Source organism: Actinosynnema sp. NPDC059335, assembly GCF_042752395.1.
Taxonomy (GTDB): Bacteria; Actinomycetota; Actinomycetes; order Mycobacteriales; family Pseudonocardiaceae; genus Actinosynnema.
Genome location: NZ_JBHYXZ010000012.1, coordinates 76,038 through 93,105 on the forward strand (window position 1 = coordinate 76,038; position 17,068 = coordinate 93,105).

At 71.1% G+C, this 17,068-nt stretch carries 30 protein-coding genes; 2 read left to right on the plus strand and 28 right to left on the minus strand.

Annotated features, from left to right (window positions below; genetic code table 11):
* The first annotated feature begins 210 nt into the window (after positions 1-210).
* Positions 211-972 carry a metal-dependent hydrolase gene (locus tag ACFXGA_RS06230; RefSeq protein WP_378084798.1) on the plus strand — a complete coding sequence of 254 codons (762 nt, stop codon included), beginning with the start codon at positions 211-213 and terminating at the stop codon, positions 970-972.
* Positions 973-1,028: 56 nt separating this feature from the next.
* On the opposite strand, the gene ACFXGA_RS06235 is transcribed toward ACFXGA_RS06230, so the two are convergent.
* The 9 genes from ACFXGA_RS06235 to ACFXGA_RS06275 all read right to left on the minus strand — a co-directional run bounded on the left by ACFXGA_RS06235 (position 1,029) and on the right by ACFXGA_RS06275 (position 4,504).
* Positions 1,029-1,532 (minus strand): hypothetical protein, encoded by a 504-nt coding sequence (locus tag ACFXGA_RS06235; protein ID WP_378084799.1) that lies wholly within the window; start codon positions 1,530-1,532, stop codon positions 1,029-1,031.
* A 161-nt stretch (positions 1,533-1,693) separates the two neighbouring features.
* Positions 1,694-2,086 carry a hypothetical protein gene (locus ACFXGA_RS06240; RefSeq protein WP_378084800.1) on the minus strand — a complete coding sequence of 131 codons (393 nt, stop codon included), beginning with the start codon at positions 2,084-2,086 and terminating at the stop codon, positions 1,694-1,696.
* A 110-nt stretch (positions 2,087-2,196) separates the two neighbouring features.
* Positions 2,197-2,460 (minus strand): hypothetical protein, encoded by a 264-nt coding sequence (locus ACFXGA_RS06245; protein WP_378084801.1) that lies wholly within the window; start codon positions 2,458-2,460, stop codon positions 2,197-2,199.
* The gene (locus ACFXGA_RS06250) at positions 2,457-3,032 is read right to left on the minus strand and encodes a 3'-5' exoribonuclease domain-containing protein (RefSeq protein WP_378084802.1); all 576 of its coding nucleotides are present in this window, start codon (positions 3,030-3,032) and stop codon (positions 2,457-2,459) included. The genes ACFXGA_RS06245 and ACFXGA_RS06250 overlap by 4 nt, the downstream gene beginning before the upstream one ends.
* Before the next feature lie 15 nt (positions 3,033-3,047).
* Complete coding sequence (locus ACFXGA_RS06255; protein ID WP_378084803.1) at positions 3,048-3,266, minus strand: hypothetical protein; 219 nt, start codon at positions 3,264-3,266, stop codon at positions 3,048-3,050.
* A 12-nt stretch (positions 3,267-3,278) separates the two neighbouring features.
* The gene (locus ACFXGA_RS06260; RefSeq protein ID WP_378084804.1) at positions 3,279-3,584 is read right to left on the minus strand and encodes a hypothetical protein; all 306 of its coding nucleotides are present in this window, start codon (positions 3,582-3,584) and stop codon (positions 3,279-3,281) included.
* A gap of 189 nt (positions 3,585-3,773) precedes the next feature.
* Positions 3,774-4,118: a hypothetical protein gene (locus ACFXGA_RS06265; RefSeq protein WP_378084805.1), complete on the minus strand. Its 345-nt coding sequence runs from the start codon at positions 4,116-4,118 to the stop codon at positions 3,774-3,776.
* On the minus strand, positions 4,115-4,324 hold the full coding sequence (locus ACFXGA_RS06270) for a hypothetical protein (RefSeq protein ID WP_378084806.1): 210 nt from the start codon (positions 4,322-4,324) through the stop codon (positions 4,115-4,117). The genes ACFXGA_RS06265 and ACFXGA_RS06270 overlap by 4 nt, the downstream gene beginning before the upstream one ends.
* A gap of 9 nt (positions 4,325-4,333) precedes the next feature.
* On the minus strand, positions 4,334-4,504 hold the full coding sequence (locus ACFXGA_RS06275; RefSeq protein WP_378084807.1) for a type II toxin-antitoxin system Phd/YefM family antitoxin: 171 nt from the start codon (positions 4,502-4,504) through the stop codon (positions 4,334-4,336).
* A 63-nt stretch (positions 4,505-4,567) separates the two neighbouring features.
* Between ACFXGA_RS06275 and ACFXGA_RS06280 the strand changes: the two genes are divergently transcribed.
* A complete protein-coding gene (locus tag ACFXGA_RS06280) occupies positions 4,568-4,930 on the plus strand; it encodes a DUF6011 domain-containing protein (RefSeq protein WP_378084808.1) in 363 nt (120 codons plus the stop codon).
* Positions 4,931-5,067: 137 nt separating this feature from the next.
* Here ACFXGA_RS06280 and ACFXGA_RS06285 read toward each other — a convergent pair whose 3' ends face one another.
* The 19 genes from ACFXGA_RS06285 to ACFXGA_RS06375 all read right to left on the minus strand — a co-directional run bounded on the left by ACFXGA_RS06285 (position 5,068) and on the right by ACFXGA_RS06375 (position 16,599).
* Positions 5,068-5,616 carry a hypothetical protein gene (locus ACFXGA_RS06285; RefSeq protein ID WP_378084809.1) on the minus strand — a complete coding sequence of 183 codons (549 nt, stop codon included), beginning with the start codon at positions 5,614-5,616 and terminating at the stop codon, positions 5,068-5,070.
* Complete coding sequence (locus ACFXGA_RS06290; protein ID WP_378084810.1) at positions 5,613-6,389, minus strand: FkbM family methyltransferase; 777 nt, start codon at positions 6,387-6,389, stop codon at positions 5,613-5,615. The genes ACFXGA_RS06285 and ACFXGA_RS06290 overlap by 4 nt, the downstream gene beginning before the upstream one ends.
* Positions 6,389-7,207 carry a hypothetical protein gene (locus tag ACFXGA_RS06295; protein WP_378084811.1) on the minus strand — a complete coding sequence of 273 codons (819 nt, stop codon included), beginning with the start codon at positions 7,205-7,207 and terminating at the stop codon, positions 6,389-6,391. Before ACFXGA_RS06295 ends, ACFXGA_RS06290 begins: the two co-directional genes overlap by 1 nt.
* The gene (locus ACFXGA_RS06300) at positions 7,200-7,709 is read right to left on the minus strand and encodes a WhiB family transcriptional regulator (RefSeq protein ID WP_378084812.1); all 510 of its coding nucleotides are present in this window, start codon (positions 7,707-7,709) and stop codon (positions 7,200-7,202) included. Before ACFXGA_RS06300 ends, ACFXGA_RS06295 begins: the two co-directional genes overlap by 8 nt.
* Positions 7,706-8,032 carry a hypothetical protein gene (locus ACFXGA_RS06305; protein WP_378084813.1) on the minus strand — a complete coding sequence of 109 codons (327 nt, stop codon included), beginning with the start codon at positions 8,030-8,032 and terminating at the stop codon, positions 7,706-7,708. The genes ACFXGA_RS06300 and ACFXGA_RS06305 overlap by 4 nt, the downstream gene beginning before the upstream one ends.
* Entirely contained in the window at positions 8,029-8,592 is a 564-nt protein-coding gene (locus tag ACFXGA_RS06310; RefSeq protein ID WP_378084814.1) for a hypothetical protein, read from the minus strand. The genes ACFXGA_RS06305 and ACFXGA_RS06310 overlap by 4 nt, the downstream gene beginning before the upstream one ends.
* Entirely contained in the window at positions 8,589-9,788 is a 1,200-nt protein-coding gene (locus ACFXGA_RS06315; RefSeq protein ID WP_378084815.1) for a hypothetical protein, read from the minus strand. The genes ACFXGA_RS06310 and ACFXGA_RS06315 overlap by 4 nt, the downstream gene beginning before the upstream one ends.
* Entirely contained in the window at positions 9,785-10,087 is a 303-nt protein-coding gene (locus tag ACFXGA_RS06320; protein ID WP_378084816.1) for a hypothetical protein, read from the minus strand. Before ACFXGA_RS06320 ends, ACFXGA_RS06315 begins: the two co-directional genes overlap by 4 nt.
* Positions 10,084-11,088 carry a DNA-methyltransferase gene (locus ACFXGA_RS06325; protein WP_378084817.1) on the minus strand — a complete coding sequence of 335 codons (1,005 nt, stop codon included), beginning with the start codon at positions 11,086-11,088 and terminating at the stop codon, positions 10,084-10,086. Before ACFXGA_RS06325 ends, ACFXGA_RS06320 begins: the two co-directional genes overlap by 4 nt.
* Positions 11,089-11,099: 11 nt before the next feature.
* Positions 11,100-11,699, minus strand: a complete 600-nt coding sequence (locus tag ACFXGA_RS06330; RefSeq protein ID WP_378084818.1) for a hypothetical protein — start codon at positions 11,697-11,699, stop codon at positions 11,100-11,102.
* Between the two features lie 64 nt (positions 11,700-11,763).
* Entirely contained in the window at positions 11,764-12,246 is a 483-nt protein-coding gene (locus ACFXGA_RS06335) for a hypothetical protein (RefSeq protein ID WP_378084819.1), read from the minus strand.
* A 112-nt stretch (positions 12,247-12,358) separates the two neighbouring features.
* Complete coding sequence (locus ACFXGA_RS06340; RefSeq protein WP_378084820.1) at positions 12,359-12,760, minus strand: hypothetical protein; 402 nt, start codon at positions 12,758-12,760, stop codon at positions 12,359-12,361.
* 53 nt (positions 12,761-12,813) lie between these two features.
* Positions 12,814-13,086, minus strand: coding sequence for a hypothetical protein (locus tag ACFXGA_RS06345; protein WP_378084821.1), 273 nt, complete (start codon positions 13,084-13,086; stop codon positions 12,814-12,816).
* Positions 13,083-13,262 carry an anti-sigma-D factor RsdA gene (locus ACFXGA_RS06350; RefSeq protein ID WP_378084822.1) on the minus strand — a complete coding sequence of 60 codons (180 nt, stop codon included), beginning with the start codon at positions 13,260-13,262 and terminating at the stop codon, positions 13,083-13,085. Before ACFXGA_RS06350 ends, ACFXGA_RS06345 begins: the two co-directional genes overlap by 4 nt.
* A 124-nt stretch (positions 13,263-13,386) precedes the next feature.
* The gene (locus ACFXGA_RS06355) at positions 13,387-13,554 is read right to left on the minus strand and encodes a hypothetical protein (RefSeq protein ID WP_378084823.1); all 168 of its coding nucleotides are present in this window, start codon (positions 13,552-13,554) and stop codon (positions 13,387-13,389) included.
* The gene (locus ACFXGA_RS06360; RefSeq protein ID WP_378084824.1) at positions 13,551-13,784 is read right to left on the minus strand and encodes a hypothetical protein; all 234 of its coding nucleotides are present in this window, start codon (positions 13,782-13,784) and stop codon (positions 13,551-13,553) included. The genes ACFXGA_RS06355 and ACFXGA_RS06360 overlap by 4 nt, the downstream gene beginning before the upstream one ends.
* Positions 13,785-14,236: 452 nt before the next feature.
* A complete protein-coding gene (locus tag ACFXGA_RS06365) occupies positions 14,237-15,736 on the minus strand; it encodes a DnaB-like helicase N-terminal domain-containing protein (RefSeq protein ID WP_378084825.1) in 1,500 nt (499 codons plus the stop codon).
* Positions 15,737-15,757: 21 nt separating this feature from the next.
* A complete protein-coding gene (locus tag ACFXGA_RS06370; RefSeq protein WP_378084826.1) occupies positions 15,758-16,423 on the minus strand; it encodes a hypothetical protein in 666 nt (221 codons plus the stop codon).
* Positions 16,420-16,599 carry a hypothetical protein gene (locus tag ACFXGA_RS06375; RefSeq protein WP_378084827.1) on the minus strand — a complete coding sequence of 60 codons (180 nt, stop codon included), beginning with the start codon at positions 16,597-16,599 and terminating at the stop codon, positions 16,420-16,422. Before ACFXGA_RS06375 ends, ACFXGA_RS06370 begins: the two co-directional genes overlap by 4 nt.
* Between the last annotated feature and the right edge of the window lie 469 nt (positions 16,600-17,068).

The following is a 17,068-nucleotide window of genomic DNA, read 5'->3' on the forward strand; positions in this document are numbered from 1 at the left end:
CCGTCTTCCGGGGGTTCCGCGCACCCGAAACCGGGGTGCGGGCCGCGCGGGGGCACCGTCCGTCGGCACCGTCCGCCCATGCGTTTGACCTGTTCACAGGCTGTCCACAGGTGCGGACGGTCACCGTCGACCGTCCGTCCACCGTCCGGCTGGGTGGACGGTCACCGTCGGGCTGCCAGGACGGTGCCCGACCGACCTCTGGAGATCATCATGATGGGACGTACGCACGCCCTCACCGGCTGGTGCGCGGGCCTGGCGGTGGCACCCCTGCTCGGCGCTCACGGCGTGATCGAGGCGCTTCTGCTGGCGACGACGACCGCCGGGTACGCGCTGCTGCCCGACCTCGACCACCCCGGTGCCCGTGCGAGCCGACTGGCCGGCCCGGTCTCGGGCGCGGTGTCGCTGATGCTGCGGGCGGGGAGCCGGTGGCTGTACGCGAGGACACGGGGACCGCGGGACGAGCCGCACCGCGGGGAGCATCGGCACGGGACACACACGCTCGCGTTCGCGGCGCTGGTGGGGACGTTGGTGTGGGTGGGGACGAGCGTGGCGGGGACAGCGGGAGTGCTGGTTGTCCTCGCCGTGGGGACGTGGCTGGCGGTGGACGCGCTCGGGGACTGGCTGCTGCCGGTGGTGCTGGTGGCGGGGACGGTGTGGTGGGTGACGGCTGGCGGGGACGCGGTGGTGTCCCTGGCGGGGATGCCGGGGACGTTGGGTGTGGCGGTGGGGGTGGGGTGTTTCGTGCATTGCTTGGGTGACGCGTTGACGTTGTCGGGTTGCCCGTTCTTATGGCCGTTGATGATCCGGGGTGAGACGTGGTTTGAGATTCGTCCGCCGCGGGGGTGGAGGTTCCGCACGGGCGGTTTGGTGGAGCAGGTGGTGGTGTTTCCGTTGTTCACTGCGCTGGGGGTGTTGTTGGTGCCGGGGGTGTGGTCGGGGTTGTCGTGGTTGGTGTCGGTTTCCGTGGCGTGAGTGGTATGGGAAAGGGCTCCCACCTGCTTGTGCGGGTGGGAGCCCTCTTGTGTGTGTCAGACCCAGACGCTGCCGTCGGGGTTGATGAACCCGAGTGTCTTCGGCTGGCCGGGGTAGAACTCGAGGATGAGGAGCACCCCGTCGTCGCGCATGTGGGCTTCGAGTGCGCCGCCCATGGCGGTGACGTCTTTCTGGTAGGCGGCGAGCCGGGTCATCTGGGCCGGCGTCATGCCGGGTGCGGATTGGGGGGTCGGCGCGGGCGGGGCGGTGGGGGTGGGCTCGTCAGCTGGGGCGGTTTCGGGGCTGCGGGACCAGCCGATGAATTCCATGACGATTTCCGGGTGCTTGCGGAGGTGCGCCATGAACTTCCGTGCGCCGCGCATGTAGTTGCCGCTGGCCATGTCCTTCCGGAAGTCGATCAGGACTTGCCATTGTGCGCGTTCGTCGGCGGTCTGTGCCGTGTTGGCGTGGGCGAGCAGCTCGTCGATCTCCATGAGGCTGCTGTCGTCGAACTCGCTGGGCATGGTGCCTCTCAGGGTCGTGGTGTTCGGCTCGTCCATCGTCTGTCATGAAGTGTCATGTAGACAAGACGCCGAACGGTGCATCCCACGACAACGCCCCGCCACCTACGGTTGGTGGGGCGCTGGGCCGTCGTGCTCACCTACGACGACGCCGTCGGTTCCTCTTCAGCCGGCGATCCGCTGGCGTGCCCTTCGAGGGCTTACCCTTCGCCACCTGCACCACCTCCCTGGTCCTCGCCGTCCGCGGTCCGGTCCACTGCGGCCATCGCCTCGGCGAGAATCCCGCGTGCCTCGTAGACCGGCATCGCGTCGTCGCTGACGAGGTTGATGACGACTCCTCCGCCGTCGAACCGGCGGGTCGCGGCGAGAGCGAGCCAGCCGGTGATGTGCTCGCCCCGGTCGACCAGGTCGGCGGCGTGTGCCCGGATCGCCGCATCGAGAGCACCTCGCGTGCCGCCTCCGCTGGGAACCGCCAGGATCGCTCGGGCGGCGTTCCATGCGGCCACCACAGACCTGCCCAGCAGGCTGTTCCAGTTCTCCAGCCGGGCACGTTCGTCGAGCCCGCGCAGCCACAGCGCGACTGGCTCGCGCAAGTTCGCCGGCTGAACGACGTCGATGCGGTCGGCGGCGTCGAGTAGCGCGGCGCGGAACGGGGGACGGTGACGCCGCGGAGCGCGGTGTCGAAGTCATCGGCGGCCACGTGTTACGCCCCGCAGAGGTGGTGCCAGGTTCCCGGGCGGTATCCCCGAACGCCCTGCGGCGGCTCGTAGTGCTCGCATCCCCCGTCGTCGGCGAGCGGGTGGAAGAACAGCCCGGTGGGGTTGAGGACGGCGAGGCCGACGCGGGTCGGGTCGTGCTCGTCGACCTCGGTGACGGTGGCAGCGCGGCAAGTCGGCGGGTAGACGCCGTCGGCGCTGCCGCGGCTGACGTAGTGGACGGGCAGGTTGATGGTCGGCTGCTGGGTCACGAGTTTCCCTTCGCTTCGATCTCCTGCAGGGCCTGCCAGCGCACCAGGTTCTGGCGGGCGTCCGCGAGCGCGTCGTGCTCCCCTTCGAGCTGATCGGGCAGTCGGGGGTCGCCGAGCCGCGCGCACTCCTGCTTGAGGTCGCGGGTGAACATGGGCATGCCCTCGGGCAGGTCGATCATGCGGCCCCACAGCTGTGCCAGCGCCACGTGGTCGTAGGCGCTGTACCAAGCCCACAGCTCCACGTACGGCAGGTCGTCGGAGTCGCGCGGCCCGAGGATGAACTCGCGGACTTCGTTCGCGATCACCCACTTCGGCTTGACGCGGGTGTCGCGCAGGTCGAGCACGACCGCTGGCGTCTGGTTGTCCGCCCAGGCCCGTTCGGGGATCGGCACGCGCAGCGGCAGGTGGCGGACGACGTTGTTCATCAGCCAGCGCTCGCTGCGGATGCGGTCGACGGGCATGTCGCTGTTGACGGCGTAGTACTCCCGTCCGTCCTCGCACACGATTCCGATGCTGATCAGCTCAATGGTGCGGCCGTCTTCGAGGAACTCGGTGTCGTAGAAGAACCTCACGGGGCGCGGCCCTTCCTACTCGTCGTCCAGCACGAACTGCAGGGTGATCGGCTTGCCGACCTCGAAGTGCTCGGCGACCTCCGGCAGCACGCTCATGTTCAGCGACAGGGCCGGCGTGTACTTCGCCCACTCCTTGTTGCGGTCGTCGCCGTAGTCCGGCTCGAACCGGAGCGCGACCTGGTCGTTCGACTGCTCCTTGGAGGTGAGCTTCACCTTCGCGGTGACCATCCGCATGGCCCGACCTCCTCAGTAGTCGCCGCGCTGCGGCCGGTCCGCGGGCGGGGTGCCGTGCGTCTCCGGGTTCCACCGCTCCGACCGCTCCTCGAGCGTCTCCGACCGGTCGGCGTGCGCCGTGACGTTGGTGGTGTCCGGGGCGTCGGCGACGGTGTCGGTGGTCTCGGCGTCCGGCTCGATCTGCGGCGCGCCGCCGGTGTTGGGCTCGGCGGTCGGATTGCTCTCCGTCTGGCCGCTGGTGGTGGTGGTGTCGCCGGACTTCGCGTCGGCCTGGCCGGCCTGCTCGGTCTCGTCGTCCTTGCGCTGGCGCGGGGGCATCGTCGTCTCCCTCGGTCGCTCGTCGTGCTGGTCGACACGGAGGGTGGCCCGCGGCCGCGCGCCCGTCGCGTCGGAACCAGCATGAGGCTCGAGGCGTCACACGACTCCGCCCCGCTCGCTGGTCGGCGAGCGGGGCGGAGCAGTCGAACGGCGAGTGCGGGGAAAGTGCGGGGCAAGTGCGGTGGTCCGCTAGTCCGGCCGTTCACCCAAGATCTTGTACGCCAGTTCGTAGACCGGTCCACCGGTCACTTCGGACCACGACTTGGCCTCGCGCACACGGTGCGACGCCTCCTGGAAGGTCGTACCGAGCGCTACCGCGATGTCCGGGCTCATCGTCTCCGCCCAGCGGCGCGCCTCTCCGGAGGCGTTGCGGTCGATCGTGTCGCGCGCCCACCACGTTCGCGGCTCGCCGTGCAGCAGCAGTTCGGGTGTCGTTGAGGCAAGGTGGACGTACTCGTTGTAGTGAGCAGCCAGCCAGAACACGTGGCGTGCCGCGCGTTGCAGCAGCTCGTAGGGCGTCTCCTGGGCGGTCATGGGACTGGAATGAATCGGTTCGGGTCGTTCAGGGCGTCGGCGTCGTGCATGGATGTCTGCCAGTTTCCGGCGTCGTTCTCGTGCACCACGGTGCCGTCGCGCAGCAGGTGCCAGCGGCCGCCGGCGACGGGTTGTCCGGCTTCGACGAACACCTTCTCGTCGGTCAGGTCCAGCGTGGTGGGGGCGGGGATCGGTTTCCAGGGCATGCGGGGCTCCTAGTCGGCCGTCGCGCCGGCGAGGCGGGCGAAGTCGTCGGGGCTGATGAGGTAGGCGGCGGGTTTGCCGTTCTTGGTGATCTGGATGGTCTTGCCGCCGTGCTGGACCTGGCCGACGGCGTCGGCCAGGTTCTTGCGGAAGTCCTGAACGGTGTAGGTGACGGGCTCCATGTCTGTAAGGTTTGTACACGCCAGGTGTTGTGTCAAGTCTGTACAGACTGTACAGTTCTCGACATGGAGACCACGACCGCCGCCCCCACCATCACCCGCTGCACCAGCTGCGGCCGCACCCTCCGCGCCGCCAAGTCCATCGCCGCCGGCCGCGGACCCCGCTGCCAAGCCAAGGTCCGCGCCGCCGCCAAGGCCGCCGTGGTCGCCGAGTTCAAGCCCGCCACCGTCGCCAAGGCGCTGGAACTCATCGCCGACAACGGCATCGTCCCGATCCGCGCCCGCCGCGTCATCGCGTTCCGCGTCGTGTCCAGCGACGGCGCGAACCGCTACCTCACCGCCCCGCAGGCGTGCAACTGCGCCGCCGGCCTCAAGGCCAAGCACGCCTGCTACCACCGCGTCGCCGCCACCATCCTCGCCGCCGCCTGACACGCCGGTGCCCCGGTCACATCGAAGGCGACCGGGACACCGGGTGGGGCCCTGGAACGGGGAGGAACCAGAGCCCGACGAGGCCGCGGCACGAGGAGGGGTAACCGCAGCCTCAGATCAGGTGGCGAAACGAGAAGTCACGCCGCAACGGGCCAGCGCACGGTGGTGAGCGCGTCCCGGTGACGGGCGAGCTGGTTGACCCAGCCAAGCTGCTGCGCCGCGATCGTGGCGAGCGCCAGCGCGTCGGCCGCGTTGTCGTCCGGGATCGCCACGTCCGGCCACATACGGGCCACCGCCACCGCCACCGCGGTCTTGCCCGCGTTGCCCTTCCCCGTCGCCCAGCGGGCCCGCACGGCGGGCGGCAATTCCACCACCGGCACTTCCAGAGCCAGCAGGCGGTGCACGACCGTCCACCACAGGGCGGCCCGGTCCCACACGTGCCCGTGCCGGCCGGTGCTGCCGAGGCTCGGGCCTTCGACGACGACCAGCTGCGCGCCGCGGGCGTGGTCGACCACGCGGTCGGCCAGCGTAGTGAGTCGGTGGTCGCGGTCGGCCAAGGTGGGCTCCTTGGCGGGTTTGCTTCCGATCACCTGGGTGTCGACCGTGGTGTGTCCGATGCTGCCGCGGGTGATGGTGGCGACGCCGCTGCCGGTGAGGCTCAGGTCGAGCCCGGTCACGTAGCTCATCGTCCTGCCCTCTCCGTCGGCTGCAGCCACACCGTGGTGGTGCCGCCCGGCTGCTCGGTCGAGTAGTTCACCAGCTCGACGGGGTGCTCGAACACGGTGCCGTCGACCGCGCGCAGCACGTAGTGCATTCGCTGGTACCAGGCGGCGACGTCCAGCGGGGTGCGCACCCAGTCGACGCGCGGCGCGTCGCGGATCATCGCCGTGTCGAACTCGGCAAGCACGTCGGGCCGGTCCAGCGCGAGCGTGCCGGTCGCGCCGTGCAACGCGATGTGGTCGCGGCCCTGCAGGTCCGACTTGATGACCGACACGCGCCCCTCGCGGCCGATGTAGGTGTGCGCCAGGTCGTCAACCTTGATGCACGGCACCAGCAACTCGTCGTGGCCGCGGCGGTGGCCCACCCGCCAATCGCCGCCGTTACCCGCCTCGTGCTGCCGGACGGTCAGCGTGCTGGTCGAGTCGCACCAGGCGGCGCAGCACAAGACCCGGGCCCGCCGCCCCCAGGACCGCAGGTTGTCCGCGAGCAGCCGACCGACCGTCGGGTTGGCCTCGACCGCCAGCACCTGGATGTTGGACAGGCGGGCCAGCTGGACGGCGGAGTGGTAGCCGACGTGCGCGCCGAGGTCAACGAACCAGCCGGGCCGCGCCCACAGCAGCTCGGTGATGCGGTCGGCCTCGTCCGGCTCCCAGGTGCCGGTGGCGGCGACGTGCGGGGCGATGACCCGGTCGTCGTCCTGGAACCGCAGCAAGCCCGCTGGGGTGGTGAGGGTGGGCATCAGCCGGCCTTCCTGTCGTCGAGAGCGAGCGCGGGCAGCAACGCACGGATCTCCGTGACCGCGTTCGAGAGGGATTGGGCGAGCCGCTCGGCGTTGTTCAGGTCGTACTGGCCGGGCAGCTTCCGCGCGGCGCGCACGAACGCCAACGCCTCAGCCGCGTCCCGCGGGTCGACGCCGTGCGCCCAGCCGAGCTTCCCGCCCAGCAGCCGCTCGACGTGCTCCAGCGTGGACATCCGAGCCTGCTGTTCCGGGCTGAGCCCGCCAGCCTCCAGCAGCTGCCGCTGCGTCTCGTGCTCACGCCCCTGCCGGTAGCCCTCGTTCCGGGCTTCCTGCCGTGCCCGGGCCAGCCGCGGTGCGGCGTCGTTCCGGTCGCGGCGCAGGAACGTCGCCAGCAGCTCCAGCGGGATCTCGGGCTGCCGCGCAGCGGCGTCCACGACCACGGTCATCTTGCGGGCGTTCGACTTGGTGCTGGGCACCATGAGCCCCCAGCCCGCGGGCAGCTCGCTGGTCTTCACGATCGTGGGGCTCGGCACGACGACCCAGAACCGGGACGAGTGCGGCCACCAGGCGTCCGCCTTGGACGGCTGCGCCAGCTCGGCGAGCCAGTCGCTGCGGCTCACCTTGATCTCGTGCACGTCGATCGACAAGCCGCGGCTGCCCCACAGCGACACGGCGACCAGGTCGGCGCGGCGGGTGGAGCCCGGGGCTGTCAGCTCGGTGTACAAGGCGTGCGAGTCCTCGTCGCGGTGGCCGGGCCCGCCGGTGTAGTGGCGGGTCAACGCGGCGATGAGCGCCTTGCTGGCAGTGGTGTCAGGCACTGGCCTTCTCCTTCGCGGGCGCCTTGCCGCGCACCGCGAGCAGTGCGTCGGCCACAGCGGCGTGCAGCCGCGGCGACTCGGCAGCGAGCAGCGCGGTGACCGTGTCGCGGTGCACACCCGCGGCACGGGCGATGTCGACGCGGGTCCAGCCGCTGTTGACGAGCTTCTTCACGTGCCGCCGCACCGGCAGCGCCGGCCGGGTGGTTGTCGTGGTCCCGTCATCGGACACCAGCGGGTGCCGCTGGTAGGCGCCGGTGCTGTTGTTCTCCCGCCACCGCCACACCCCGCCCCACAGGCCCTCGTCGCGCCGCTCGTCGGCGCGGTCGCCGCACTCGCGGCGCACGGGGCAGTGGGCGCAGTAGCGGCGCGCGGCGGCCTGCACCCGCAGCGGCACGGGCTTGCGGCGCTCGCCGTCGTCGCCGAAGAACGCTTCGAGCTGGTCGGGTTTGAGGCCGCGGCAGGCGGCGTCGAGCGGGTACTGGGGCTCGCGGGGCGTGGTCATCGGTCGCTGCCTTCGGCGCGGTGCTTGTCGGTCTTGAGGTGGTAGTGGCCGTGCCTGGACCGGCGGCACGGGTAGGCGATCATGGGTCTGGCGCCGATCGCTTCGAGCTTGCGGGCGGCGGCGCGCGCGTCGGCGACGGTGTCGTAGATGACCTTGCCGTCGCTGCCTTTGCCTTCCCTGCGCCGCTGCTCGCCGGACAGCTCGGCGCGGCTGGGCGTGCACACCTCGGGCCGGCCGTTCTTGGACAGGCGGGCGTGCTGGGCGAGGATCGCGGGCCGCTGCTGGTCGTGCAGCTCGCGTTCGAGGCGGGCGAAGTCGGTCACCGCTGTACCCCCTCGCCGGTGGCGATGCCCGCGAGGTCGGCCAGCGCGGTCAGCCGCTCCGAGTCCGGGTTCGCCGGGTCGGCGAGCGCGGCGAGCGCGACCTTGATCCAGCGCAGCGACGCCCGGGGGACGCGCTGCACGTAGTCGTTCCACGGCTCGGGCGTGGGGGTGATCTCGGCGGCCCACGCTTCGTAGGCGCGGCCGGCGGCGGCGTAGATCGCGGGCCACGACACGAGGTCGCCGCTGATCGGTGCGCGGGTGGCGGGCAGCCAGCGTTCGACGACGACCGGCACGCCGCGCTGTTCGGCGTGCTGCTTCTCGCGGGTGGTCTGGTCGCCGAGGTAGCCGCTGGGGTCGGTGACGATGACGACGAGGTCGGCGTTGTCGATGAGCCGGTACCAGCGGCGGGCGTGTTCGGCGGCGGAGCGGGTGATGTCGCGTTCCGGGACGTGGACCTGGTCGCCGTGTGCGCGGTAGTGGCGGGCGGCGGCGATGAGGAGGTCGTTGTGGCGGTTGAGGCTGCCGCAGAGGACGACGCGGCGGGGCTGCGGTGTGGTCACCGGGTTTCTCCTTCCTCGGCTTGAGGCGGGGTGGGGGCGGAGGAGGAAGTCATCGGCTTGACGATCTTGATGCACCACGTCTTGTGGGCCGGGGCCGTCTCGTGGCAGTCCGGGCAGACGGTCGGCTGCGCCGGGGCCTGCGGCGCGGCGGGCGAAGCGGACTTGTGCTCGTCGCACATCCAGTCCTGGTCGTCACCGAACGGCGTCGGCGGCTTCTTGCAGTTCGGGCAGAGCCACTCGCTGCGCTTCGGCTGCGGCCCGTCCGCTGCCGCGGGTTTCGGGTCCGTCTGTTGCACCGCTGCCGCCACCTCGGCCGGGCCGTAGGCGTCGCACAGCCACCGCACCCAGCGAGCCAGTTCGGCCGGTGCGGGGGTCGGGTCCGTGGCAGGGGTGGACCCGAGGTCGGCCAGCAGCGCGCGGGCGTGATTGAGCCACCCTTCGCGGTCCACGTCGTCCAGGTCGCGCGTCCACATCCGGTCGGCGCGGTCCGGGGTGACGCGGGCCTGGAACTGCAACAGGCGCTTGGCCACCGTCTCCGCTGCGTCGTCGGGGATGGTGTGGGCACCGGAGACACGGGCGCGCAGGGCGGCAACGTTCTCCTGGTCCTCTTCGGCCCAGTCCTTCAAGGTCTCGGACCAGCCCTGCCGATAGCTCACCGCACGCCGGGCCATCCCTCGCAGCATCCGGGCCAGCGCGTCCCGCTCGGAGCGGAGCACCGCGTTCCGCACCACGAGGTCGCCGTGGTGGCGCTCGACGATCGTGCGCACCTCCGCCTCGCCGACGACCCACTCCGGTTGGTCGGCCGGGCAGTGCGGGCAGGCGTGGCTGTACTCGCTGATGATCTGGTCGAGCAGACTGCTGGTGTCCTCTACCCCGACCGGGGACGGGGAGGACTCCACCCACTGGTGCACCGGGATGTCGGCGGCGAACGCCCGCTCGGCCTCGCGCCTGGTCTGCTCGCCCACGTAGTCGCCCTGCATCGTGCACACCACGACGAGGTCGGCGGCGTCGATGAGCTGGTACCAGCGGTCCACGTGCAGCTGGAACGCGACGCCGTCGTTCCGGACCGGCTTGTGCACGGTGTAGCCCTGCCCCCGGTACCAGCGCTCGGCGGCGTCCAGAGCGGTGACGGCTCGGGTGACGGAGCCGCACAGCACGGCCACCGGGGTCACGGCGGGCGGAGTGGAGTCGGTCACCGGGACCGCCTCCTTGAGCCGCGAACCAGCCTCTTCAGTACGCAGGGAGCAGATCGGGGATAGACACGCTCTGTGCCGATGAACGCGGAGGGCAGTTCGCCTCGATTGCGATCTACGAGTGCCACGACGTCCGCGCCGTCGGTGTCCACGTATGCACGCATGCCAGCCAGCTCGATCTCGTCGCCAGCGACGACGATTCGCCAGCCGAAGTGGCGCTTGCCGAGGTCGCCCGCGGTCACAACGCTTGGCGAAGCCGCCTCATCGTCGGGTCGCTCTGCTGGGGGGTTGGTGAGGGTCATGCGGTCTCTCCGAACGGGAGGGGCGCGTCGGCCATGCGACGCAGCGCGATGTCGTGGTAGGCGGGGTTGAGGTCGATGCCGATCGCTCGCCGACCCAACTGCTGGGCGGCCATCGCCGTAGTGCCCGCGCCGCTGAACGGGTCGAGCACCACACCGTCCGGCTTGCAGCCCGCGGCAATGCAGCGGCGCGGCAGCTCGGCGGGGAAGGTGGCGAAGTGCGCTTCCTTCAGCGGGGTGGAGCTGATCGTCCACACGGAGCGGGCGTTGCGTCCGCCCTTGCCCGGCCTGGAGTGCACGCCGACCGAGTTGACGTTGCCCGGCTGCCCGGTCTCGGCGGCGCGGGCGGTATGGGCCTGGTACTCGCGGGCGTAGCGCTGGTTGTGCGCCTCCTGCGCCGGGTCGGACTCCTCGCGGATCGCCTCGGCGTCGTACCAGTAGCGCGGCCCTTTGGTCAGCAGGAACACCTGCTCGTGTGCGCGGGTCGGCCGGTCCTTCACGGCCTCGGGCATAATGTTGCGCTTGGCCCACACGATCTCGGACCGCAACACCCAGCCCGCGTCCTGGAGTGCGAACGCGACGCGCCACGGGATGCCGAGCAAATTCTTCGGCGGCAGGGATCGGGTGCCGCGGAGTCCTGCGGCGGTGAACGTGCGGTCGGCGCGCTGACCGGTCGAGCCCTGCGTGCCGGACGACCCGGGCGGGTAGGCGTAGGAGTCGCCGAGGTTGAGCCACAGCGTGCCGTCGTCGGCGAGCACGCGGTGCACCTCTGCGAACACCGCGCCCAGCGCGGCGACGTACTCGGCAGGCGAGGACTCCAGCCCGATCTGGCCGTGGAGGCCTCCGTAGTCGCGCAGGCCGAAGTACGGCGGCGAGGTCACCACACAGTTCACGGCCCCGTCCGGCAGGGTGCGCAACTGCTCGACCGCGTCCCCGACGAGCAAGGTCAGGGTGTCGTCGGAGTAGTGCATCCGCTGAGCTCCGGTGGTGTCGTGTCGGGTCATCGGGGGTCTCCTCACGCCGCGGCAGCGGCGGTAGAGCGGACGTGGGCGAGCAGCCGAGCGCCGATCCAGCGGGTGTAGGCCGGGGGGATGGCTTCGCTGATCTCGCGGATCGCGGTCTCGCTGTCCCGGGAGGCGGGGAGACGACGCACACCGGTGCGCCACTCCTCCAACTCCTCGTCCTTCTGCCGGGCCTCGACCGGCAGGTCGAGCAAGGTGCGCAGCAGCTCGGCGGCCTGCTTGGCGAGCCACCCGGCGCGCAGCCTGGCCTGGTCGTAGCCGGCCACCTCGTCGCGGGTCAGCGGGTGCTCGGCGAGGATCGGCAGCAGCGCGTCACGCGTGCGGTCGTAGTCCTGCTGGCGCATCCGCAGCTCGTGCTGCAGATCCTCGTCGGTGGGCGACGCGGCGATGTGGGCGACGGCGGCGGTGAGGCAGGCGGCCATCCATTCCGGCGTGCGATCGGAGGCGCGCAGGTAGGCGATGAAGTCGACCTGCGCCTGCTCGCTGGTGCGGGTGGCGGAGACGTGGCGGTAGTGGTCGACGTGGCGGGTGACGATGTCGCGGAAGGTGGCGGTGGCCTGGTCGATGAGCGGGTCGACGGGCGGGTTCGTCATGACGGGCTGGTCCTTCGGGGCGTGGGGCCCGGCGCGGGGGAAGCGCGCCGGGCCGGGCGGCGGGTCAGGCGACGGTCTTGGCGGCGCGGCGGGCGCGCATCCGCGTCAGCCGCATCTGGTCGGTGGGCTCCACCCACGTGTGCAGGCCGACCAGCGAGGAGCCGCTGGTGTAGTGGCCGTTCTTGGGCAGGTCGCAGTAGCGGCAGGCGTTCGGCTCGATCAGCGCGTACTCGGGGTACGGGCCGCCCGCGCCGCGCACGATCCGCTCGATGGGCGGGTCGGTCTCCCGCTCCAGCCAGGCGGTGATCAGGTCGCGGTTGTGGCGGACGGCGTTGGCGCGGGCGATGAAGCTGGTCGCGCTGGGCAGGGCCACCAGCCGCAGGGGCGGCACGTCGATCTCCAGTTGGATGGCGAGCCCGACGAGGTCGCGGCCGGTGTCGAGCCAGGCGCGGTAGCCGTCCACCTGCTGCTCGGCGTGGAGCGAGGTGGCGGCGTCGCCGCGCTCGTCCAGCTCGGCGGCGATCAGGTCGACCAGCGCGGCGGTCATCGGGTGTTCCCGGTGGACGCCGCCATCCGGCACGGGCAGCCGACGCAGACGCACACGACGACCGTGACCTCAACGGGCCTGGACTTCTTGGCCTTGCGCTTCGCCTTGCCCATCACGCCACCGCGACAACGGGCTCGAGCGCGGTGGCCAGGGCGCGGAGCTGGTCAACGGTGACCGTCGCGAACCGACCGGCGTGCGTGTCCTTCAGCTCGCCGACGACCGACAGGGCCAGCGGAGCGTCGACCAGCACGACCAGCCGCAGCGGGTTGCCGTTGATCGTGCCGCTCGCGTGGATGTGCACGAACTCGGCGAACTCGCTGAGCCGGAACCCGCCGATCTGCTGGCTGGTGAGCTGGGTGGCGAGCGTGATGTACCGGTCGAGCGGGAACCCGCTGCCGAGGTCGATGCGGGTCTCGCCGAACGCGACGTAGATACGCGCGGTGTCGAGCTGGTTGGCGGACACGTAGTCGGCGGCAGCGCGCAGCAGCTGCGGCAGGTCGGTGGTGGTGTGCATGGTCTCTCCCGGACGGGTGGTGTGGGGGCGGGCGGCACGCCGGTGCGTCGTCGTCACGGCGTGCCACCCGTCGGCTTGGTGGTGCGGTGGGTCGCCCGCAACGCGACCCGCATCAGGTGGCGGCGTGCCCGCTCGGCTTCGCCGGCCAGCTGCTGCTCGGTGAGCGGCTCGTCGGCGGCGAGCGACGCGGCCAGCGCGGTCTCGTTCGCGACGGTGTCGATGACCGCGGCGAGCTGGGCGCGCAGCGCGGTATTCTCCAGCTCCAGCTGCCGGACCCGGCGGGCCTCACGCAGGCCCGCCAGGTCGACCAGGTCGCCGGTGCTCATCGGGGCGAGGTGCCGCGGTCGATCTCGTCGGCCCAGTCGGCGAGCATCGCGCCGAGCTGGCCGCTGCTGCGGCCCGCCTCGCGGGCCTGGTCACGGTCACGGTCGCGGCCGCCGACGGCGTCGAGCAGGGCGTCGTCGGCGCGGATCGCGGCGAGGTTCTCCGGCTTCGGCATCATCGGTCAGCGCTCCGGGGGACGACTCCCTCGCCGTTGCACTGGAAGCAGCCGCTTCCGCCGCAGTCGGTGCACGTGTCGAACTGCATCGCATCGATCTGCTCGCCGATCGTCGGCTCGGCGCCCATCAGACCGTCACCAGCTTCAGTGCGGCCAGCTCGGCGGCGATCTCGGCGCGCACCTGGTGGCGCTCGGCGCGCTTGGCGGTGCGGGTGGTGACGGCGCGGCCGTCGGTGCGGTTCGCGGCGCGGCGGGCGACCTGGCCGGCCATGCGCCCGGTGCTGGACGTCGTCACGGCCACACCACCACGCGGTCGGCGGACGGCTGGTGCTCGATCTCGCCGCAGTCGATGTCGGCGTTGAGGAGCGCGGTGAGGATCTGGCGGGACGTCAGCACGGCGCTGGTCGGGGAGATGACGACGCTGTCGTCATCGCGGCCGACGACGTTCACGGCGGTGATGCCCTGCTGGGCGAGGTGCTGGCGGACGACCTGGGCGAGGCTCGTCGGCTGCTGGGTGTCGTTCATGTCCTGCTCCCGGAGTTCGGGGGTGTGGTGTTCGCACGTCCAGCGTATGTCATGAAGTGTCATGTGCACAAGACGGGATTTCGGGCCGTGTCGGCGATCAACCCGAACGAACTTCGTATTCAACCTGCTGGTTGTGGATCAGTGCGTTGCCGCTCGCTTCCCGCTGTCCACTCGACACGACAGCAACCCCCCCTCACCCCCCGCTTTCCCCTCCCTAAAGGGAGGGGGAAAAGCGTGAGGGGTTGGCCGCGTGACCCCCGTGAGCCTCCGCGTGAAGCTGTGACCTGCGGAAATGCTGTGAGCGTGACCCCCGTGAGCCTCGCGTGACCCCTCACGGCGTGAGGGTCGTGCGTGACCCTCCTTGTGTGCCTCTGACCTGCGGTTTCTGCTTTTCGCGTGAGGTGCGTGAGCCTCCGCGTGATCCGCCAAACGGGTGACGGGTTGATCGGTGGTCATCGATCTTCTTCGTCCATCAGCGCCCGCGCGAAGTACACGACCGGCGCGCCGGCGGTGACCTCGACCCGGTTCGCAAGCCCCGCCTCGACGAGCTTTTCGAGCTTGCGGCGGGCCTTCTGGACGTCCGCGGGCTTGACAGTCGACCCGCCGGAGATGACTTCCGCGAGGCGCTTCGCGCTGAGCCCCTGCAGGCCCTCGTTGCGGAGGATGACGAGCGGGTCGATGTCGTCGTGCTGGATGCTGGAGCGGCCGGTGCGGTGGTCGTGGAGCACGTTCCACGGCCCGACTTCGTCCAACGGCTGCTTCATGTGCCGCATGCGCACCACAGGGTCGCCGGGCTGCCCGGCGAGGTGGATGACGCTGCCGGCGCCGCCGGTGAGCCAGGCGGAGCCGTAGATGTCGGCGATGCTGTCGGGGTCGCCGCCGTTGGCGCCCCGCTTCACCATGTGGTGCAGCTCGATCACCTGTACGCCCGCGGCGAGCGCGGTCTGGCGGGCGCGGTTGTACCCGGCGCCGATCTCGTCCTTGACCAGGCCGATGGCGGCGTCCTTCAGGCTGTCGATGAACACCGTGTCGGCGCCGGCCTGCTCGCACATCTGCAGCAGCAGGGTCGTCTGCAGTGCCATGTCCGCGAGCGGTGGTCCTTCCCAGAACTCGAGGTAGTTCTCGAGGATGTCGCGGTCTTCCTCGGTGAAGCGGCGCTGCATGGCGCGTTGGATCTGGCGTGGACGGTCCATGGCGAGGTACAGGACTCGGGACTCGGTGGGCTGCACGGGCAGCCCGAGCACCTCGTGGTCGAGTCCGAGGCGCGCGCGGAGCACCTGGATGGCGATGGTGGTCTTGCCGACGCCGTTGCCGCCGCAGATCATGAGCGCTTCGCCTTCGGCCCACAGGACGTCGTCGCCTTTGCCCCACACGGCGGGTACGTCGCGGGGGCTGTCGAGGATGAACGAGGCGCCGTTGGCGTAGCGGTCTTCGACGCGGACGCCGGCGCGGCGGTGTTCGGCGCCGTCGATGAGGGTGCGGATCTCGCCGAAGAGGTCTTCGAGGTCGTCTCCGGCGTGGCCGCGGGCGACGATGTCGGTGAGGCGTTGGGTGGTGGCGGCGACCCTGCGCAGGGTGGCCTTGTCGGCGATGCTGGTGGCGTACTGGCGGGCGTTGACGACGTTGTGCGGGGTGGCCTGCAGGGTGTGCAGGTAGGGGCCGCCGCCGATGCGCTTGAGGGCGTCGGTGTCGAGGCGGTCGAGTACGGCGAGGTTGACGGTGACGGGATCGGCGGTGATCCCGTCACCGTGGACGTCGAGGATGGCGCGGTAGATGACTTGGTGGGCGGGGAGGTAGAAGTCGCTGCCGTCGGCGGTGAGGATCGCGGCGGCCTCGGTGACCGCGGTGGGGCTGGTGAGCATGGCGCCGAGGAGGAACATTTCGGCTTGGCGGTCCTGCGGCGGCAGGTGGACGACATCCTCGTTGTCGGGTTCGGGCGGCAGCGGCGTCATGGTGGTGGCGTCCTCCCTGGGTTATGCGGCGAGGAGCCGGTAGGCGGTGCCATGTGCGATGTCGAGCAGGCGGCAGATGCGGGTGTGGGTGAAGCCGCGGTCGCGCATGATGCGCGCGGCGGCTTGGCGTTCGGCGTGGGTGGCGGCGCGGGGGTTGTGGTGTTCGCCGGTGATGAGGCGTTCGACGACGACCTCGTCCACGTCGTCGGGGTCGGGGTGGAGTCGGTCGGGTTGGGCGTTGGGGTCGTCGATGTCGGCGTACCACCAGGCGTCGGGGGCGTCCCAGCCGGCGCGGGCGGCGTGGCCGCGGGCACGATCGGACGGCCCGGGGATGTCGGCGAGTTCGTCGTAGAGCGCAGCGACACGCTGGGCGGTGGTGAGGTGGACCTGGGCGTTGACCTCTCGCTGAAGTTGGCCGACCCATTCGAAGGTGCAGCCGAGTCGGTCGGCGAGGAGGGTGGACGGCCAACCGATGGCGGCGAGCGCTCGCAGGCGGCGCCCGGTTCCGGCGCTGTGGGTGCGCTGGGGGGTGTGGGTGCCGTTGCGGATGTCGCGGCGGTAGCGGGTCGCGAGTGTGCGGGAGTCGGGGCAGCGGCAGCCGTAGTCGTTGTAGGCGAGCACGGTGCCGTGGCGGGGTGCGTTGCACATGCTGCGGTCGATGGGGATGGTGGTGTCACACGTGCTCATGCGCTCACCTCCGCGGGGGTCGGTTGGTGCAGCGGGTTGAGGGAGAGCTGGTCGGCCAGGAGGAAGTGCAGGGCGGCTGCTCCCTGCTGAGGGACGACGCCGTTGCCCAGCAGGCGCAGCATCTGGTTGCGGGACAGGCCGGGCACGTCGCACACCCAGCCCTCGGGCAGTCCCATCAGCCACTCGACGAGCCGGGGGTTCAGGGCTCGTCCGCCACGGGAGCCGACGACGGTGGGTTCGGGGGCGGGTCGTCCGAGGCTGGCTTCCCAGCGGCGGATCGCCGGCTCGTACTCGCGCCAGTCGACATGGCTTTCGACCAGTCCCTCAGGCCGTAGCCGGTCGTTCCGCCCCTCGGGCCCGCGTCCGCAGCGAGCGGGGTCGGGATCAGCGCCCCGTGCAGGCACGTCGCGTCGCCGCGCTGGTTCGGGCCCTTCTCGTCCCGTGCCGTCGGCGTCGGAAGCAGGCTGACCGTCGTGCGCAAGTCCGGTGCCCCCGACCCGTGCAGTCCTGTGCCGTTCGCGTCCGACACCGTCGGGGTGGGCAGCAGGTTGTTCACTGCCGACGGCAGCATCAGGTCGCCGCTGGACCCTCGCTGATTCGGCCCGCCCTTCGTCCCGTCCGTCGCCCGCGGGGTTGCTCCCAACC

What these genes read in the sequence shown, in the direction of transcription:
- ACFXGA_RS06330 (WP_378084818.1), bottom strand. Translation starts at nt 11,699, where the DNA reads ATGACGAACCCGCCCGTCGACCCGCTCATCGACCAGGCCACCGCCACC.
- ACFXGA_RS06320 (WP_378084816.1), bottom strand. Translation starts at nt 10,087, where the DNA reads ATGACCCTCACCAACCCCCCAGCAGAGCGACCCGACGATGAGGCGGCT.
- ACFXGA_RS06300 (WP_378084812.1), bottom strand. Translation starts at nt 7,709, where the DNA reads ATGACCACGCCCCGCGAGCCCCAGTACCCGCTCGACGCCGCCTGCCGC.
- ACFXGA_RS06325 (WP_378084817.1), bottom strand. Translation starts at nt 11,088, where the DNA reads ATGACCCGACACGACACCACCGGAGCTCAGCGGATGCACTACTCCGAC.
- ACFXGA_RS06285 (WP_378084809.1), bottom strand. Translation starts at nt 5,616, where the DNA reads ATGAGCTACGTGACCGGGCTCGACCTGAGCCTCACCGGCAGCGGCGTC.
- ACFXGA_RS06345 (WP_378084821.1), bottom strand. Translation starts at nt 13,086, where the DNA reads ATGAGCACCGGCGACCTGGTCGACCTGGCGGGCCTGCGTGAGGCCCGC.
- ACFXGA_RS06235 (WP_378084799.1), bottom strand. Translation starts at nt 1,532, where the DNA reads ATGGACGAGCCGAACACCACGACCCTGAGAGGCACCATGCCCAGCGAG.
- ACFXGA_RS06290 (WP_378084810.1), bottom strand. Translation starts at nt 6,389, where the DNA reads ATGCCCACCCTCACCACCCCAGCGGGCTTGCTGCGGTTCCAGGACGAC.
- ACFXGA_RS06365 (WP_378084825.1), bottom strand. Translation starts at nt 15,736, where the DNA reads ATGACGCCGCTGCCGCCCGAACCCGACAACGAGGATGTCGTCCACCTG.
- ACFXGA_RS06230 (WP_378084798.1), top strand. Translation starts at nt 211, where the DNA reads ATGATGGGACGTACGCACGCCCTCACCGGCTGGTGCGCGGGCCTGGCG.
- ACFXGA_RS06360 (WP_378084824.1), bottom strand. Translation starts at nt 13,784, where the DNA reads ATGAACGACACCCAGCAGCCGACGAGCCTCGCCCAGGTCGTCCGCCAG.
- ACFXGA_RS06375 (WP_378084827.1), bottom strand. Translation starts at nt 16,599, where the DNA reads ATGGGACTGCCCGAGGGCTGGGTGTGCGACGTGCCCGGCCTGTCCCGC.
- ACFXGA_RS06340 (WP_378084820.1), bottom strand. Translation starts at nt 12,760, where the DNA reads ATGCACACCACCACCGACCTGCCGCAGCTGCTGCGCGCTGCCGCCGAC.
- ACFXGA_RS06335 (WP_378084819.1), bottom strand. Translation starts at nt 12,246, where the DNA reads ATGACCGCCGCGCTGGTCGACCTGATCGCCGCCGAGCTGGACGAGCGC.
- ACFXGA_RS06370 (WP_378084826.1), bottom strand. Translation starts at nt 16,423, where the DNA reads ATGAGCACGTGTGACACCACCATCCCCATCGACCGCAGCATGTGCAAC.
- ACFXGA_RS06265 (WP_378084805.1), bottom strand. Translation starts at nt 4,118, where the DNA reads ATGACCGCCCAGGAGACGCCCTACGAGCTGCTGCAACGCGCGGCACGC.
- ACFXGA_RS06280 (WP_378084808.1), top strand. Translation starts at nt 4,568, where the DNA reads ATGGAGACCACGACCGCCGCCCCCACCATCACCCGCTGCACCAGCTGC.
- ACFXGA_RS06350 (WP_378084822.1), bottom strand. Translation starts at nt 13,262, where the DNA reads ATGATGCCGAAGCCGGAGAACCTCGCCGCGATCCGCGCCGACGACGCC.
- ACFXGA_RS06260 (WP_378084804.1), bottom strand. Translation starts at nt 3,584, where the DNA reads ATGCCCCCGCGCCAGCGCAAGGACGACGAGACCGAGCAGGCCGGCCAG.
- ACFXGA_RS06275 (WP_378084807.1), bottom strand. Translation starts at nt 4,504, where the DNA reads ATGGAGCCCGTCACCTACACCGTTCAGGACTTCCGCAAGAACCTGGCC.
- ACFXGA_RS06270 (WP_378084806.1), bottom strand. Translation starts at nt 4,324, where the DNA reads ATGCCCTGGAAACCGATCCCCGCCCCCACCACGCTGGACCTGACCGAC.
- ACFXGA_RS06255 (WP_378084803.1), bottom strand. Translation starts at nt 3,266, where the DNA reads ATGCGGATGGTCACCGCGAAGGTGAAGCTCACCTCCAAGGAGCAGTCG.